The sequence below is a fragment of the Neorhodopirellula pilleata genome (assembly GCF_007859915.1).
Taxonomy (GTDB): domain Bacteria; phylum Planctomycetota; class Planctomycetia; order Pirellulales; family Pirellulaceae; genus Rhodopirellula; species Rhodopirellula pilleata.
In genome coordinates, this window is the sequence record NZ_SJPM01000005.1 from 115,303 (window position 1) to 130,755 (window position 15,453).

At 54.0% G+C, this 15,453-nt stretch carries 7 protein-coding genes; 4 read left to right on the forward strand and 3 right to left on the reverse strand.

The genetic code is table 11. From position 1 onward, the window contains the following. The first annotated feature begins 57 nt into the window (after positions 1-57). Positions 58-3,045, forward strand: a complete 2,988-nt coding sequence (locus Pla100_RS13565) for a PVC-type heme-binding CxxCH protein (protein WP_146578250.1) — start codon at positions 58-60, stop codon at positions 3,043-3,045. 471 nt (positions 3,046-3,516) lie between these two features. On the opposite strand, the gene Pla100_RS13570 is transcribed toward Pla100_RS13565, so the two are convergent. Continuing rightward, positions 3,517-4,737 carry a DUF1559 domain-containing protein gene (locus Pla100_RS13570; RefSeq protein ID WP_146578251.1) on the reverse strand — a complete coding sequence of 407 codons (1,221 nt, stop codon included), beginning with the start codon at positions 4,735-4,737 and terminating at the stop codon, positions 3,517-3,519. 480 nt (positions 4,738-5,217) lie between these two features. Between Pla100_RS13570 and Pla100_RS13575 the strand changes: the two genes are divergently transcribed. The 3 genes from Pla100_RS13575 (at position 5,218) to Pla100_RS13585 (ending at position 11,336) form a co-directional block, all read left to right on the forward strand. After that, positions 5,218-5,754 carry a sigma-70 family RNA polymerase sigma factor gene (locus Pla100_RS13575; protein WP_146578252.1) on the forward strand — a complete coding sequence of 179 codons (537 nt, stop codon included), beginning with the start codon at positions 5,218-5,220 and terminating at the stop codon, positions 5,752-5,754. After that, the gene (locus tag Pla100_RS13580; protein WP_146578253.1) at positions 5,751-7,718 is read left to right on the forward strand and encodes a FecR domain-containing protein; all 1,968 of its coding nucleotides are present in this window, start codon (positions 5,751-5,753) and stop codon (positions 7,716-7,718) included. Before Pla100_RS13575 ends, Pla100_RS13580 begins: the two co-directional genes overlap by 4 nt. A 153-nt stretch (positions 7,719-7,871) precedes the next feature. Continuing rightward, positions 7,872-11,336, forward strand: a complete 3,465-nt coding sequence (locus tag Pla100_RS13585) for an AAA domain-containing protein (RefSeq protein WP_146578254.1) — start codon at positions 7,872-7,874, stop codon at positions 11,334-11,336. A 154-nt stretch (positions 11,337-11,490) separates the two neighbouring features. Here Pla100_RS13585 and Pla100_RS13590 read toward each other — a convergent pair whose 3' ends face one another. After that, entirely contained in the window at positions 11,491-12,420 is a 930-nt protein-coding gene (locus Pla100_RS13590) for a hypothetical protein (RefSeq protein ID WP_146578255.1), read from the reverse strand. 153 nt (positions 12,421-12,573) lie between these two features. Continuing rightward, positions 12,574-15,447 (reverse strand): protein kinase domain-containing protein, encoded by a 2,874-nt coding sequence (locus Pla100_RS13595; protein ID WP_146578256.1) that lies wholly within the window; start codon positions 15,445-15,447, stop codon positions 12,574-12,576. Positions 15,448-15,453: the final 6 nt, after the last annotated feature.

The following is a 15,453-nucleotide window of genomic DNA, read 5'->3' on the forward strand; positions in this document are numbered from 1 at the left end:
CCATCAGTTTATGCTGAAGCCAGATTCTCTCCGCTCAAACAGAACGATCCGATTTTTATGTACTACTTGCTCGATTGGCCGAGACTCCTGAAACGTTCATGCGTTTTGATGCTGTTTGCCGTGTTACCGACGAGCAGCCTGGTGATGCAACCCGCCTTGGCCGAAGACCCGGTAGATGTCGTTACCGATGTGATGAAAAAACAGTCATCGCCGAGAGCTGCCGACTTTCCACCGGTGATCAACAGCCCCTCCGAGGCGGACCAGTTGCCGATGCCGGCCGAGGACGCTGCCGTTTCGATGAAGTTGCCTGAAGGCTTTCACGCGACCGTTTTCGCTTTGGAACCGGATGTCCAAAACCCCATTGCGATGGCGTGGGACGAGCGGCAGCGTCTTTGGATCGCGGAAAACTACACGTACTCCGATCGGACGCAGAGGTTCGACCTGTCGATGCGCGACCGCGTTTTGATCTTTGAAGATTCTGACAAGGACGGCAAAGCAGACACACGCAAAGTGTTCCTTGATGACGTGCAAATGCTGACCAGTGTCGAGATCGGCCACGGCGGCGTGTACTTGATGTGCCCGCCTCAACTGTTGTTCGTCCCCGATGCGGATGGCGACGATGTGCCCGACGGACCGCCGCAAGTTTTGCTCGATGGGTTTGAAATTGGTGAGAGCAGTCGCCACAACTTTGCCAATGGGCTTCGTTGGGGGCCTGACGGTTGGCTGTACGGTCGATGCGGACATTCTTGCCCAGGCCGAATCGGCCAACCCGGCACACCTGCGGATCAACGCATTCCGATCGACGGTGGCATCTGGCGATACCATCCAACCCGCCAAGTCGTCGAGGTCTTATGCCACGGCACGGTTAACCCGTGGGGGCATGATTGGGACAAGAATGGCGAGTTGTTCTTTATCAATACAGTCATTGGACACCTATGGCATATGGTGCCGGGTTCGCATTTTAAAGAATCATTCGGCGAAAGCGAAAACCCGTTCGTCTATGAGCGAATGGATATGATCGCTGACCACTATCACTTCGACACCCGTGGTAATTGGACGAATAGCCGCGACGGCAAGGCAAATGATTTCGGAGGCGGACATGCCCATGTCGGAATGCTGATCTACCACGGAGATCGTTGGCCCAAGCAATATCAAGACAAACTGATGACGATCAACATGCATGGAAGCCGGGTGAATGTGGAGCGACTCGATCGAACGACCAGCGGATACGTCGGGCGACACGAGCCGGACTTTTTAATCTCGCGGGATCCGTTCTTCCGCGGCACGGACCTGAGCGTTGGCCCCGACGGCGACGTCTATCTGATCGATTGGAGCGATACCGGTGAATGTCATGAACACACCGGAGTGCATCGAACGAGCGGTCGTATTTTCAAGATTTCGCATCCTGGGAAATCCACCCGTGTTTTTACAAAGCCCATGTGTTTGGCCGGAACAGGTGAATTGCCAAAACTTTGGCGTGACTATCAAGACGGAAAGATATCCTCCGAGGATTTGAGACAACTTGCCGAGCACGACGACGAACACGTTCGTGTTTGGGCCATTCGTTTACTTACTGATTTTTGGCCGCTCGATTGGATGACGGGGCCGAATCCGCAGGCCGAGTATCCTGTCGATTCGGCGACGACAAGCTTGCTCTTACAAATGGCGAGCGATGATCCATCAGGCTTGGTCGTGCGTGCCCTCGTGAGCACGTTGCAGCGGATGCCGATCGAGGCCCGCTCAAGTCTCGCCGAACAAATCTTGTCTCGGCAGGAATTCAGCGATCAAAGAGATCTGGCCTTACTTTGTTGGTATGGGCTGATGCCGTTGGTTGATCGGGCTCCGGATCAATTGGTTGAAATCGCAGCGAAGACCGAGTGGCCGCTGCTGAGCCGCTGGATCGCACGAGGTCTCAGTTCCAGGTATCGCGAGCATTCCGAATCGTTCGAACGACTCTTGCAAGCCGCTAACAAAATGCCGCCGGCGAGCCAGTCCGAAACACTGATCGGTATTCACGAAGGCCTTCAAGGTTATCGAAAAGCCGCCTTGCCGCGAGCGTGGAATGAGTTCTGTCGCTTGCCTGGCGTTCACGATTCGGACCGTCTACGCGATTTGAATATTCTCTTTGGAGATGGTCGTGCTCTCGATGCTGTTCGCGATTTGGTTCTTAACGATCGGGCCGACATGAAAGTACGGATCAGTGCGTTAGAGACTCTGATCGATGCCAAGCCGAACGATCTCCGTCGTGTTTGCGAACAAGTTCTCAATGTCCAATTGCTCAACGGCATAGCGCTGCGTGGGTTGTCATTCGAGGAAGACTCGGAAATTGCCAAACTGATCGTTCGTCGTTACCGGAACTTTCTTGCGGACGACCGGCAGAAAGCAATCGAGACACTGCTGAGCCGAAAAACATGGGCGATGATTTTGTTGGACGCGATCGATCAGGGGCAAAGTTCGCTATCGACTAGCGACTTGTCGGCATCGCAAGCCCGCCAGATCTTGACATTCGATGATGCGGACCTAACCGCTAGACTCGGTGAAGTTTGGGGGCAATTGCGAGAGACGAGCGAGGAACGACGAATTGCCATCGAGGACTGGAAAAAGCGTCTGGACAAGAAGACGTTGGCTGCGGCGGACCTTTCGTCAGGTCGCGTCCTGTTTGAAAAAACGTGTGCGGGGTGTCATATGCTTTACGGTCAAGGCAACCGGGTCGGTCCCGACCTGACCGGAGCGCAGCGCGGCAGCCTGGAATACCTACTGGAAAACATTCTCGACCCCAGTGCCGTCGTCGGCAAAGACTACCGAATGTCGAAAGTCTTGACGGTGGACGGTCGCATCTTGAGTGGCTTGGTCATCAGCCGCGACGCAAACCGATTGGTACTGCGAACGGCAACCGAACCAATTACCATCGCGGACGACGATATCGAGTTGATCGAGGAATCCGCGTTATCGGCGATGCCGGACGGTCTGTTGCACAATTTAACAGACGATCAAGTTGCCGAACTCATTGCTTACCTCATGCACCCGACCCAGGTTTTTCCATGAAACGTGGTGGTGCTTTTCAGTCGCCCATGACACTCCTCCAATCAAGCTGGCATCTGGATTCTTGGCCGCCAGCAGCTATTGGATGACTGATGCAACGACCCCGGCAAAGCAAGTTGCCGATGAATTCGCGGTTAAAGATCGTGCTAGTTCTGATCCCACGCACAATCAACCGCAGAAGCCGATTGCACGGATCGACTGCGGATTAGCTAGGAAGACAGAGAGCACTCGATCATTCGTCGAGTAAACCCGCTTCTCTTAATCTAGCTCCCTCTTTCTCATTCTCCTGAATCAACGCCTCCAAACCCGCTTGGTCGGATACAACCGGTTCGGAACTGTTGCCACAGCCAGTCGACGCAACGACAAGGATAAATATCATCAGGAATAGGCAGAAAGGTTTCATAGCTTCGACTCAGAAAGTATTTGACACTTGGTAACGAGATACATGAGAGGATTCAACACGAGACCGAGCACTCACAATTCCGCTTGGATGGTTTCCTTGCTCGCACGGGTACCTAGAGCTCCCCACAATCCGAAAGGACTGATGCTTCCAGGCGCCGTAGCTCCCGTATCGCCATCTTCCACCGTTGCCGCGACCGAGCCTCCAGCCTCGATCGAGTCGGTGATGAACTTCACCGCCCCGTCACCCATTAGCACGTGAGCTCCGCCCTGGTGTCGACTGGCGAGTGACGCGACACCCTCCTTGGCCCGGGTATTGCCATCCCATCCTACGGCGCCGTCAAAGCAATTTTCACGGTTGGGTGGCAAGATCGTTTGAAACCCGGAGAAAACGAGCATTGCGCTTGCCCATAGAAAACCACGCCCATGCACACCGTTTCCTTTCGTCGTATGCACACGGCCCGCAGCAATCTCCGCCGGTGCCCAGAACGTGGGACGCGCGGGGTCTTTCAATCCAGGTGCGTTGCAGGCGTAGACGTTTTCTTCGAGCGTATCGTTATTGCCGACATGTAAAATCGACGTTCGGATGTCATTGTCTCCGAGATCCGTCGCGATCTCGCCGCCCATCACCGTGTTGGCCAAACCATCGAGAACGTCACGAAAACGCGTGGGTTGATAGGGAACGAACATGCCTCGCAACGAAGCTCTTGCGTCGATTGATTCACCTTGGTTCTCTGCGTAGAAAACATCCCATGGACCTGAGACCGTTTGGTCGACTCCATCTCCGATGCAACAAGCATAATTCGTACGCGCGAACGCCGGCAAACCCTTGCCGGGATCGCTAGGACATCGAAAGGCAGGAACTTCGGTGATCCAAGGGGTGTACCATGCATAACTAGGAGTAGGCTGAGGGCCCATGGCCTGGACGGACGAACTACCAACAAAAGGGTTGGAGATTTGTTCCCAAAGTGCTTGCTGCTCGACGAAGGGGAGCGTGCCCACCAGAAAACCAAGCTTGAAGTTGTTCGAAACAGCGGTTCTCGTTGTTGCGTTTCTAGCTCCCCCGACTCCTAAGGTTCCACCGCCTTGTGTTGGCAATTGGTTGTAGGCAGCATGATAGTTGTGCAAACCGAGACCGATTTGCTTGACGTTATTACTGCAGCTCATTCGCCGTGCCGCCTCTCGGGCTGCTTGCACGGCGGGCAAGAGTAGCCCGACCAAGACGCCGATGATGGCGATCACGACCAACAGTTCTACCAAAGTAAAACCGAGGGGCTTTCGATTGACTAAAGGCATAACCAATTCCTCCGAAGATGCGAAAATGATGGGAATCGTGAAGTCGATTCTCGAAAGGAAAAACGACGCTTACGTTTTGGGTTCATTCCGCAATGCGGCAGAATGACTCACTAAAGTCTTTCTGCGACGTGTTCGTTCACCTGCCGTCAAAAAAAGAAAATATGCTTGTACTTTTGGCGAAGTCAGAAGAAATCAGAAATCTGGCACTTTATGGCAGATCGAGCCATTTGTTGCAGAACAGCAGTAGGATCCATGCTGTGCCGGATCAACGAAATTGTCCGGGCGCCTCCCCGGCCATCACAATCCTAGTGCTTCAACCAGATTTGACTTTAGGGCGTCAGCAACGTGGCTCGACGGTCCTCCGTCGAGAATCACGGTGGGGACCACCGTGCCACGTTTGAAGCCAACCCTCATTTTAAATATTGACGAAGCACTAGGGGCGAAACTGCAAACCGTCCTTGGAAACTCGATTAACCAGATATGCCTTCTCCCGATCCGTCGCGATTCGTCGAACTACTGATCGAACATCAGAGCGATCTGCTGCGCTCGATCATCGCGTTGGTCGGCAATTTGACTGACGCCCAGGACGTCTATCAGGATTCGGCCAAAGCGATGTGGCAAAAGTTTGATCAATACGACCCGCAGCGGCCGTTCTTGCCTTGGGCGAGGCAGTTTGCCCGAAACGAAGCTCTCATGTTTCATCGCAAAAAACACTCGTTCACATTTTTGTCCGAAGAACTGATCAACCAATTGGCCCAAGAGCATGACGAAAGGGAATCGGTTGACCGGGAACGCTCTCGGGCACTCCGAAGCTGCCTAAGAAAACTTCCTCAAGAAGATCAAAAGCTAATCCGACGTCGGTACGACGAACGGGAGCTGACCGTCCAAGAACTAGCCGCCGAATTTGGGAAGACATCCAACGCACTTTACAAGCACCTCGGACGGATCCGGGCGGAGTTGCTTAAGTGCATTGAAACAAGCATGCAGTGGAACGACGCAAAAAAAGGCATCACATGAGCGGAGCACCCGAATCCGAGGAGTCGATGAAGCGAGCCGATCGTTTGAAGCTAAATGATCTCTTGACGCTGTACTGTGATGACCACTTGTCGGCATCTCAACATTCGCTACTCGCCGGAATGTTGGAACGAGAGGACGCGCGTCAATATTATCTCGATTGGATGAGCTTGCATGGTGAATTGGCAGTGGGCAATGTTTGGGTTGAGTCGCTGGACTTCAATCACTCTAGCCTCCAGATAACACAATCAGAGCCCGTCCCGAGTTTTGCGTCCGCCGCAGGGTTGGGTCATCCATCGCGGCTTCATTGGTGGTTCAGTCGAACAGGAATCGTGGCCGCTTTGGTCGTTTTTATTCTGAGTTTCGCGTTGTTACGACAGGACACTTCACCAGCCCTCGGTACGATTGTCGGTCAGTCCAATGCACAATGGAAAGGTGGTCCGAAATCGGTAGGTGACCCAATCGGTGCCGGTGTGCTGGAACTGGCTTCCGGTGAAGCCGAGTTGTTGATGCAGTGTCACGCTGCGATGACGTTGCATGGTCCGGTCACGATCGAAGTACGTGACGCGAAAGCGATCAAGCTATTGTCCGGGCGAGTTTCGCTGAACGTGCCCGACGAAGGAATCGGGTTTCGCGTTCTGACTCCTTCGGCCGACTTAGTCGATATGGGAACCACATTCAGCGTTGATGTGGTCGACCGACATCAGACGGAGTTGCATGTGGCCAAGGGAACTGTCGTCGCTCGATCGATGCAAGCCGACGTCGTGGTTCCGTTTTACGCGCTCGAGGCGGCCCGAATCGGTCTGGGTGATTTCAGCGAAATCGATTTCATTCCGGAAATTTTTCCGAATCAGTTTCTGGACGAGGAACGTGTCGACGAGCTGCCGGTCGGCGCACCGATTCCACTGGATTCGCGAATCGTATTTTTGGGTGACCGCTGGACCGACCGTGAATCGCATTTGCTCTTGTTTCGGCAGGCCTTGACGGACGCGGGAATCGACCACCAAATCCAGCTCTTTAATTTGGGCGTCGCGTTTCCGCTTTCGTTCACCGAGCAACACTTCCGCGATTGCGTTGAATCGGTCCGGCCAACTCACGCCGTGCTTGAGTTCGGTTCTGAAGTCGCTTTGGAACGTCCCGCGAGAACGCCACAAAACTTTGAGACGGATATTCGAGCCTTGATCGATCGCCTCGAAGTCGCAGGCATCGAACCCATTTTGGAGACAACCATCCTGGGACCCTCGATCGCGCACGAGGATCGATCCAGATTGTCGCAGTACAACGAAATCTTGCGTCGCCTTGCACAAGAACTTAATTTGCGTTTGGTCGATTTCGCAAATCGATATAAGGCTTCCGAGAGTTCCGGACGAAGCTTGCTCGCACCCGAGGGCGTGTGGGTGACGTTCGCTGGCTATCAAGAATTGACACGATCCTTGCTTGCTCAATTTGGTTTCGCCAACGTCGTGGTGCCGAACCATTTGCGAGTCACTTTGCTTCCTGGAATCGTCAAGTCATGGCGATACCGATTCAAGGACTCGAAGGATTGGTTGAACGCTGATGAGGTTCGCGATCTCGAGGTAAACGAGGACTGGAAAACGCTCGAACTGCCACAGCCTCAGGGACCCTATGCCGAGCGATTGTCGGATTCTAACCTGGCGAGCTTTCGCGCCCGCGAGCAAGGATTCGCCACCGGGCTTTGGAGCGTCCCTGGTTGGGGTTTGATCGCCAAGGCAAGCCTCCATAGCCCGGATTCGCGTCGGGCCTACATCAACACCGGGGGAACCTTGTTCTCGGTTTGGTTCAACGGCCGCCAAGTCTACAGTCGCGGCAGAAAGGTTTGGACGGGATGGCACGCGGGACGTGAACGAATTGAGATTCAGTTGCGGCCTGGTGATAACGACATTGTGATCGAGGCGGACAACAGTTTTTTTGTCTCGGTCACCGATCAGCCCGACTGGAGTCTGTAGCTCCATCGCCTGTTAGCCGGGCTACTTGACCCTTCTGTCCGAGCAAAGTAACGTTGAAATGATCGGTTTGCCTATTTGGAACTCCGTTTATGACAACGCAATTGGGAGAACGTCAACGTCGATTGCGATCTCACATGAAGGTTCGTCGACGTTATGGACAAAGAGGACGTTACCGCTGATCAGGCGACTGACACGCACGTCGAGAATGCGTTCAAGTTAGCCAGGTTCCCCGTCAAGCTTGATCTGCCGCCGGGGCAACATCAGCAACTCCTTGATGCCGCTGCGTCGGTTGCTCAGGAATATCGGGACGGGTCGCGTTGGAAGCGGCTGGATTGCCGACGCGTGAGCATTTTTGCCGAACGTGATCGTGGCACGGTATATGTGCTTCACGTCGATGGATCGGTGGAATTCGATTGGACGTGGGAAGGTGCCACCGCGTTTTGTCCCGCATCATTCGATGGCGACCAATCCGATCGCGATGCACCGACATGGGAGCGTGGCGGCGAGGGGACCGGTTTCCAAGACGCCCCCGTTTGGTCGGGCGAGATCGTTGAGCTGGACGAACGAAACGGTTGCCTGTTCATTAGCTTGGACGATCCCGAGAAGACTCCGTCGGTCGGTGCGTTTATGGTTCGGCCGTTCGAGTTCATGTCGGTCCTCAACGCGATCTACCAACGCGACGAATTTGAAGAAGCCCGCGGGCATCTTGCGGCAAGACTCAGTGCCGCCGAAGGCAATGTCCATCCTCGGTTACCCGAACCGATTTCTTCGGGTGCAACCACGCCCGGCCTGCCGCACTTGGCCAACTGGTGGCAACATTCTTGGAGCGTGCTTTGGGGACCTCCGGGTACCGGCAAAACCTACACGACCGGTCGGCAAGTCGGCAGCGTCCTCGTCGACGAGTCCGAGCGGATCTTGGTGGTTTCGACGACCAACCGGGCGACCGATGCGGTCGCGATCGCTATCGGCGATGCCGCGAAAGAGTTTTGCCCTGATTTGCTCGAACAAGAAACCATTCTACGAATCGGCAAGGGAGCGGCGTACCAATCATTCACTGAAAAGAAACTCGACCCGATGTTGAGAGGAACCGAGTCGGACGTCTTGTCCCGGATCGACCAACTCACTCAGCAACTTCAAGGTTTAGAATCTTCTGAAGAGAAGGCTCTGACACGAAAACGTATCGTCGAACTACGAACATCCGGCAACGATCAAAGCAGCCACATCTTTGTCGATGCGGATCGCCGCGTCGTGATCGCAACGGCGTTCAAAGCGATGAGCTACCTAAAGGACGAGACGATTCGAACGATGGTCGAACAGGGCGAAGCACCTTTCACCACCGTCGTGATTGATGAAGCGGGACTGATTTCACGTGTGGCGGTAGCCGCTTTGTCGCTGCTCGCTTCCCGGCGAGTGGTCTTGGTCGGTGATTCCAAACAACTTGCGCCGATCAGTCGCATCTCTCGCATTCTGCCCACTCGCCAGCAAACGTGGCTGGCGAGCAGTGGTTTGAGCCACCTCGTCGATCCGCAAGACATCCCGACTGCCGTGCATCTGCTGTCGCAGCAATGGCGAATGCACCCTGATGTTTGCAAGGTCGTCTCCACCTACCAGTACGACGGAGTCTTGACCACCGCACCGGATCGAGTCGGCAAGGGTTCCGCTTTCCCGGATCACATCGAGACAGACTCGACCGAAAACGCGCAATCACCTTCGCCGTTCGTTACCGATCAATCGCGAGCCATTTGGTACGTGCTCGATCATGAGGACGTCGGCTTGTCGTCGATCCGCGCCGCGCGAGGACCGGGCAATCGAAGTTGGGTACGTGGCGTCACTCCAATCGTCCTACAAAAACTGTTTTCCGATGCAAAGCTTCGCGCGGCGAAAGGTTTGTTCATTTCGCCATTCAAAGCGCAAGCGGATCAGATCGGAAAGCATTTGGCGAGCTGGGGAATCGACCGCTGGGAAGCCTCAACCGTCCACAGCCAACAAGGTTCCGAAGCCGAGATCGTGATCTTCGACACCGTCAACGCGGGCAGCGGAACATGGCCGATTCCGGAATGGAAGAGACTCGTCAATGTGGCGCTCAGTCGCGCCAGAGAAGCGATCATCGTTTTGGCAAGTCGATGCGAAATGGACGAGCCCTATCTTCGCCAATTGAAGGGCGAGTTGACGGCGTTATTCCTTGAGCAAGAAGGAGATCGAATGGTTTGGCGCAACGCCGATCATTCAGTGCATCGCCAGACGTCCCGAGTGGCGGAGCCTCAAGCCGGATACAAGAAAGTTTCCTCCTGCCGTGTCGGCGATCAGTTTAATGATCGAAAGAGCTTGAAGCCGATCCTGTCCCAAGAGCAACAACGGCTAACCAACCTCGAACTCGACGGGAAGCCTCGCTTGGTTCGCGGTGTGGCCGGCAGCGGCAAGTCGATTGTCTTGTGCAATTGGCTCGCCAAGACTGCCAAGCGAATGCAATACCAGAAAGATGCTCGCATCTGGGCGGTGTATGCCAACCGAAGTTTGCATAAGCTTTTGCAAGATTCGATCGAGTCGGCATGGGAAAACTTGAACGAACGCGACTTATTCGACCAGTCCGAATTCCCATGGGAGAAGGTGTCGCTGATGCATGTCAAGGACGTCTTAACGGGAATTTTGCCGAACGGCCAGATGTTGGTCGAGTCCATCGGTTTTGATTATGACCGCGCCGCCGAGGAGTTCCTCAATCGCCATGATGTGGACGACTTGCTTCCACGATGTTCGGCTCTCTTCATTGATGAAGCGCAGGACATGGGACCCTCGACGTTGCGACTGCTTTTGGCAATCGTTGAACAGACCGACGAGAGCGATGTCAACAGCCGGTCAGCGCATCTATTCTATGACAACGCTCAAAATGTCTATGGTACCAAGACGCCGAAGTGGTCCGACTTCGGGCTCGACATGCGTGGTCGATCCACGATCATGCGAGAAAGCTTTCGTTCGACCGCGCCGATTACGGAACTCGCCGTCAATGTGTTGAGTCGATTGACGGACACTAAAGATCGCGTTGAGCAACAGGAGTTGTTCCAACTCGGCCTATTGGAATCGACGCGGCGCGGTGACGAAGAATGGTTGCAAGTTCGCTACAACGAGATCGAGGGTCCAAAACCGATCTATCGTAGTTTCGACGATCGCGTCCAAGAAATGGCATCCATCGCGAGCCACTTGAAACACCTCATTGTCAACGACGCTGTTTCGCCCAATGACATTTGCATCCTCTACAACGGCCGGTGCCAGGCTGATTTACAGTCCCACCTTGCTCCGGAACTTGCCAAGATCGGGGTCGAACTTTCATTCCAACGCAACCGCTCATTTGAGCGCAAGCCGGACACGCTCATTGCCACCACACCCCATTCGTTCAAGGGCTACGAGTCTGAAGTGGTGATGATTCCGGGAGTCGACTATTTTGTCGCCACCGAAGGTAAAATTCTGGCCAGCAGTTTGTACGTCGCGATGACGCGTGCCCGCTCGCTGCTGGCGATCTATGGCAGCAAAGAGGGGTCGGAGCCTAGTCGAAGGATCGGCCGAGTGATCGCCGAATGCCTCGCCATCCAAAACGATTCAGCAAGTACCCAAGACTTCGCTTGAGGCCACTGCCAGTTTCCCGATCCGATGTTGAGGTACCGGCTTGCACCAATTTGCCGTTTCGGTCGAGCCGCCGCTGCTTGTCAGTTTCGTCGATGGCGGCGACATGCATTCAATCAGGCGTGATGCGTTAGCCTCAGGGTACCCGACGGATCGTTCAAAAGGCGAGTCGATACTCGGCGCGGAGTGTGTCGCTGTACCAACGGGCTCCCGTGAGGGACCTACCGTAGCCGAGGTAAAACGAGCGGGTTCCTTCATGACAACAGCCAGGCGCGAAACTGAATCTCAAGCCAAGTTTTGCATTGACGATTGTTGTATTGGCATCTTCGACAAACTCCTCTGGTTGTCCTACGTTCTTGCTAACCCGTCCGCCGAGCACGGACCACGCGACGGTCTCAAAGACGGGCGCAACAGATAGCGTTTCGTTATCGATCCAGGTGCGAGAAACGCCGAGTCCATACCGCAGGACGTTGCCAGCCCAAGCGGTACCGCCGATGGGAATGATATCCCGGAGTTCGCCTTCGATGATGGTTCCATTGTGAAATCGATTCAAGAACAGGACGCTTGGTTCGAGACTTACATGCTCGGTGCCAAGCCCTTTTTCGCCGTCTCCAGTGGGAATGAACGTCCGAAATTGAAAGGTAACGTGGCGGTCTGGGCTCTGAGTAAGAGCGGCCCGAAAACCAACATTGATGTCAGATAGACCACTTGCATTCGCATTCAGGTCAGGATTGATCAGCCGAAACGGGACTTCAACGAAACCGGAAATAGCGTCGTCGATCAGCATGCTTTCGGCGTACAACGACAGTTCTTGGAAGTCGATGTTGGTTTCAGCAAGCGGTGGACCGGGCGCGAATGGGTCGACGACGCCATCAATGGGACCGCGACTCTTCGGATAAAAGAACTCCGCTCGATAAGGCGTCGGACTGCCATAATTCGCGTCGGTTCGAAAGCGTAATTGGTTCCGAATGATCGCCGAATCAATGTAGCCGACACCTGTGTCTCCACCTTGAAATTGGGCTGCCACCGAAGTTAGGAGCCCACAGACAATCGTCAACTGAATGCAAAGCTGTCGAAAAGTGACCATGTTGTCTGGTTCTTGCCTGAGGATCACTCTAATCCGGAATACTTCACTCTTCCCACTAATCGTCAGAATGAGTGGAATCCGTGTGAGAACCTCTCGTTGCCCGACTAGACGGCCTATCCTGCCCAGCTTTTTTGCAATGAATCGCCTAGCGATTCAGCGATTCGATTCCATCTGCCCTCGAGCTGCTTCGATTCTTTCGATCGCTTCTTCGAATCGCGGCAGTTTCCTGAGAGGTTGATACATCGAATGGGTTTTCAGTTCGTTCACGTCTCGATATCCGAGTTCAATAGCCTTCTCCAAGTGAGCGAACGGTTCGGCTGTATCTGAAATGGAAGTGTTTGTTTCGCGACTAAGCGACACGGCGATCGCAAAGCGATGATGGTTTAGCAGCCGATTTTTATATTCGAGATTGTGAGGCTGTCGTCGGCAGGCATTTGTTTGATGTTCAATGGCTTCGTTGATCAGTTGATGTGTCGCCTCCTTTTGCCCTTGAATCTGAGCAATTGCCGCACCGTTGCCGAGCACCACCCCCATCCAAGATTCGTATTCGGCGATTCCGGGATACTGATCGGTGAGCTTTTGGATCGTGCGAAGCGATTGCTCTTGGTTTTGGATACATTTCTGCAAACCATCATCGCCAAGCCGCTGTCCATAGAGGCTCGTCAGGTTCACCAGGCAGATGACACGATTCAATTGATATTCAGGAATGTTCCTTGGCAGTTCCTCAAAACGCACACTGGCTTGGGTTAACCAGCTCGCGCCAGATTCCCAATCGCCAATCCGATCAAACAGCAGGTATCCGAGATTACGCTCCGTCACGGCAAGCAGAAACTCCAATCGACGATTTTGTGGATCGCGACTGACGAGTGACTGCAGTTCCCGTGCTGCCTCCCGATATTTAGCTTCGGCGGCCAAATAGTCTTCTTGAACTCGATGCAAACGTCCGATGTTTACCAGCGTTCGCGCGAGATCACGTTGGTATTGAGAGTTGTCGGGATGAGACGCCAAGAGTTTCCGTAGCAGTTTTTCGGACTCGTAGTACCCTGCTTGAGCGGGATCCAGTCGATTCACGTCTTCCAACAAAATGGCCGAGTTGTTGTGCGTCCTCGCAAGCTCGGTCGTCGTTTCTGGATGATCCGGAAAACGCTTGTGGGATTCAAAAAGAATCTGCAATGAGCGATCATAAGATTTTTCAGCGTCCTCGAAACGATCGTGGTCTCGATAAAGTTCTCCGAGGTAGTCGAGCGATTTGCCCCACATCATGGCGTAAACCGGGGTCTCGGGTGACTGTTTGACTAAATGCTCGCACTTATCAATCGCCTTCATGAACGCTAGCTCGGAACGATCAAAGTCACCCAACAATCGACTAGCCTGAGCAACACGGAAGAGGGCTTCGGCAATGTTTCGCTCTCGTTCTTCGTCGGCGAGCTGTTGCCCGTGGTAGGCATTCCAGTCGTCTAGGACTTTGCCATACTCATCGAGCGCCCCTTGGAGTTGTTCGACGTCCATGCGAACACGTCGTGGAACAAGTTCATCATGAGATGAAACGTGTGTGTACTCGGCGCTTTCGATTTCGGCATCAAGGCGGCTTTTAGCTGCATCCAGCCGCACGACAAGACTGGCTTTCACCTGGGTGCTTCGTTGAAACGTCGTCGTCACTCCGAATCCCATGACGAGGATGATGGCAATTGTCAGCACGGCAACCGTACGGTTGCGACTACACAAACGCCAAACACGCTCCAGCGATGACACGGGCCTGGCTTGGATTGGGAATCCCTGGGCAAATCGACGTAGATCGTCTCGTAATTCGATGGCCGACTGATAGCGTCGAAAACGATCTTTTTCCAGACACTTCAAACAGATGGTGTTGAGATCACCACTGATTCGCGTGCTGAGCTTCCGGAGCGATGTCGGCGGCGTATTGATTACTTGGTCAAGAATGTCGTGATGCGATTCACCGATGAACGGTGGACGTCCGACGAGCAAGTGATACAGCATCGCGCCGATCGAATACACATCACTTTGAAATCCGACTTCGTGACGGCGACCGGACGCCTGTTCGGGAGGCATGTAGCTTGGTGTGCCGATCGCTTGGCCGGTTTGACTGAAGTCAACGTCATCCTCCAAGCACTTCGCCAATCCAAAATCGGTGACCATCGCTCGGCCCGATTCGTCGGTGAGTACGTTCGAAGGTTTTAAGTCGCGATGCAGCACGCCGTTTTGATGTGCATAGGCGATGGCATCACATATTTCGATCGTTAAACGCACCGCGTCCGCTTCGCTGATGGCGTGTTTCTTTGCCAGGTGCTGAAGGGTAGGTCCCGTAATGAGATCCATTGTGAAGTAGTGCAAGCCGTTGCATTCACCAATTCGATGAATACGGACGATGTTGGGATGACGCAGCTTGGCGGTCGCTTCGGCTTCGCGTTGAAAGCGGTACAGATTCCTTTCACCGGCGAGATCGCCTGCGACGATCGTTTTCAGCGCGAGGAAGCACTTCAGTTTGACATCCCACGCCTTATAGACGATCCCCATACCACCACGAGCGATTTCGCCGACAATCTCGTAGTCGTCGATTTTGGTCGTTCGGGACGAAATCCGAGTTTTTGTTGAGAATGAAGAACCGGAAATTGACGACCTATCGTCCGATGGCGCGATTGTCTCGGGCAGTCGCGCGTCATCGCCGTCGTTGGTCTCCACGCCGCTGTTGCCGCTGTCTTTTGTGTCCGCTGCCGAAGTCACCGAGTCATCGCTTGTTTGAGTCCAACGCTGTGGAATGCCGGCGATCCGAACCGCGGTGGTTAATCGCTTGGCAAGAGCTGGAGTCCAGGCTCGATCGGGAACTGAAGAATGTCGTTGATCAATCATCACGCGAATCGCTGATATCCCATCCGTACTAAGATGATCAAGGTTTGCTTGGCAGTCCGCACAGTTGTTGATGTGATCCTCCAATTGCGAACGCTTTTCCGCCGAAAGTTGATCGTCGATCAAGTTCCTAAGCGTTTCAATGGAGGGACATTGGAGCATGTCAAT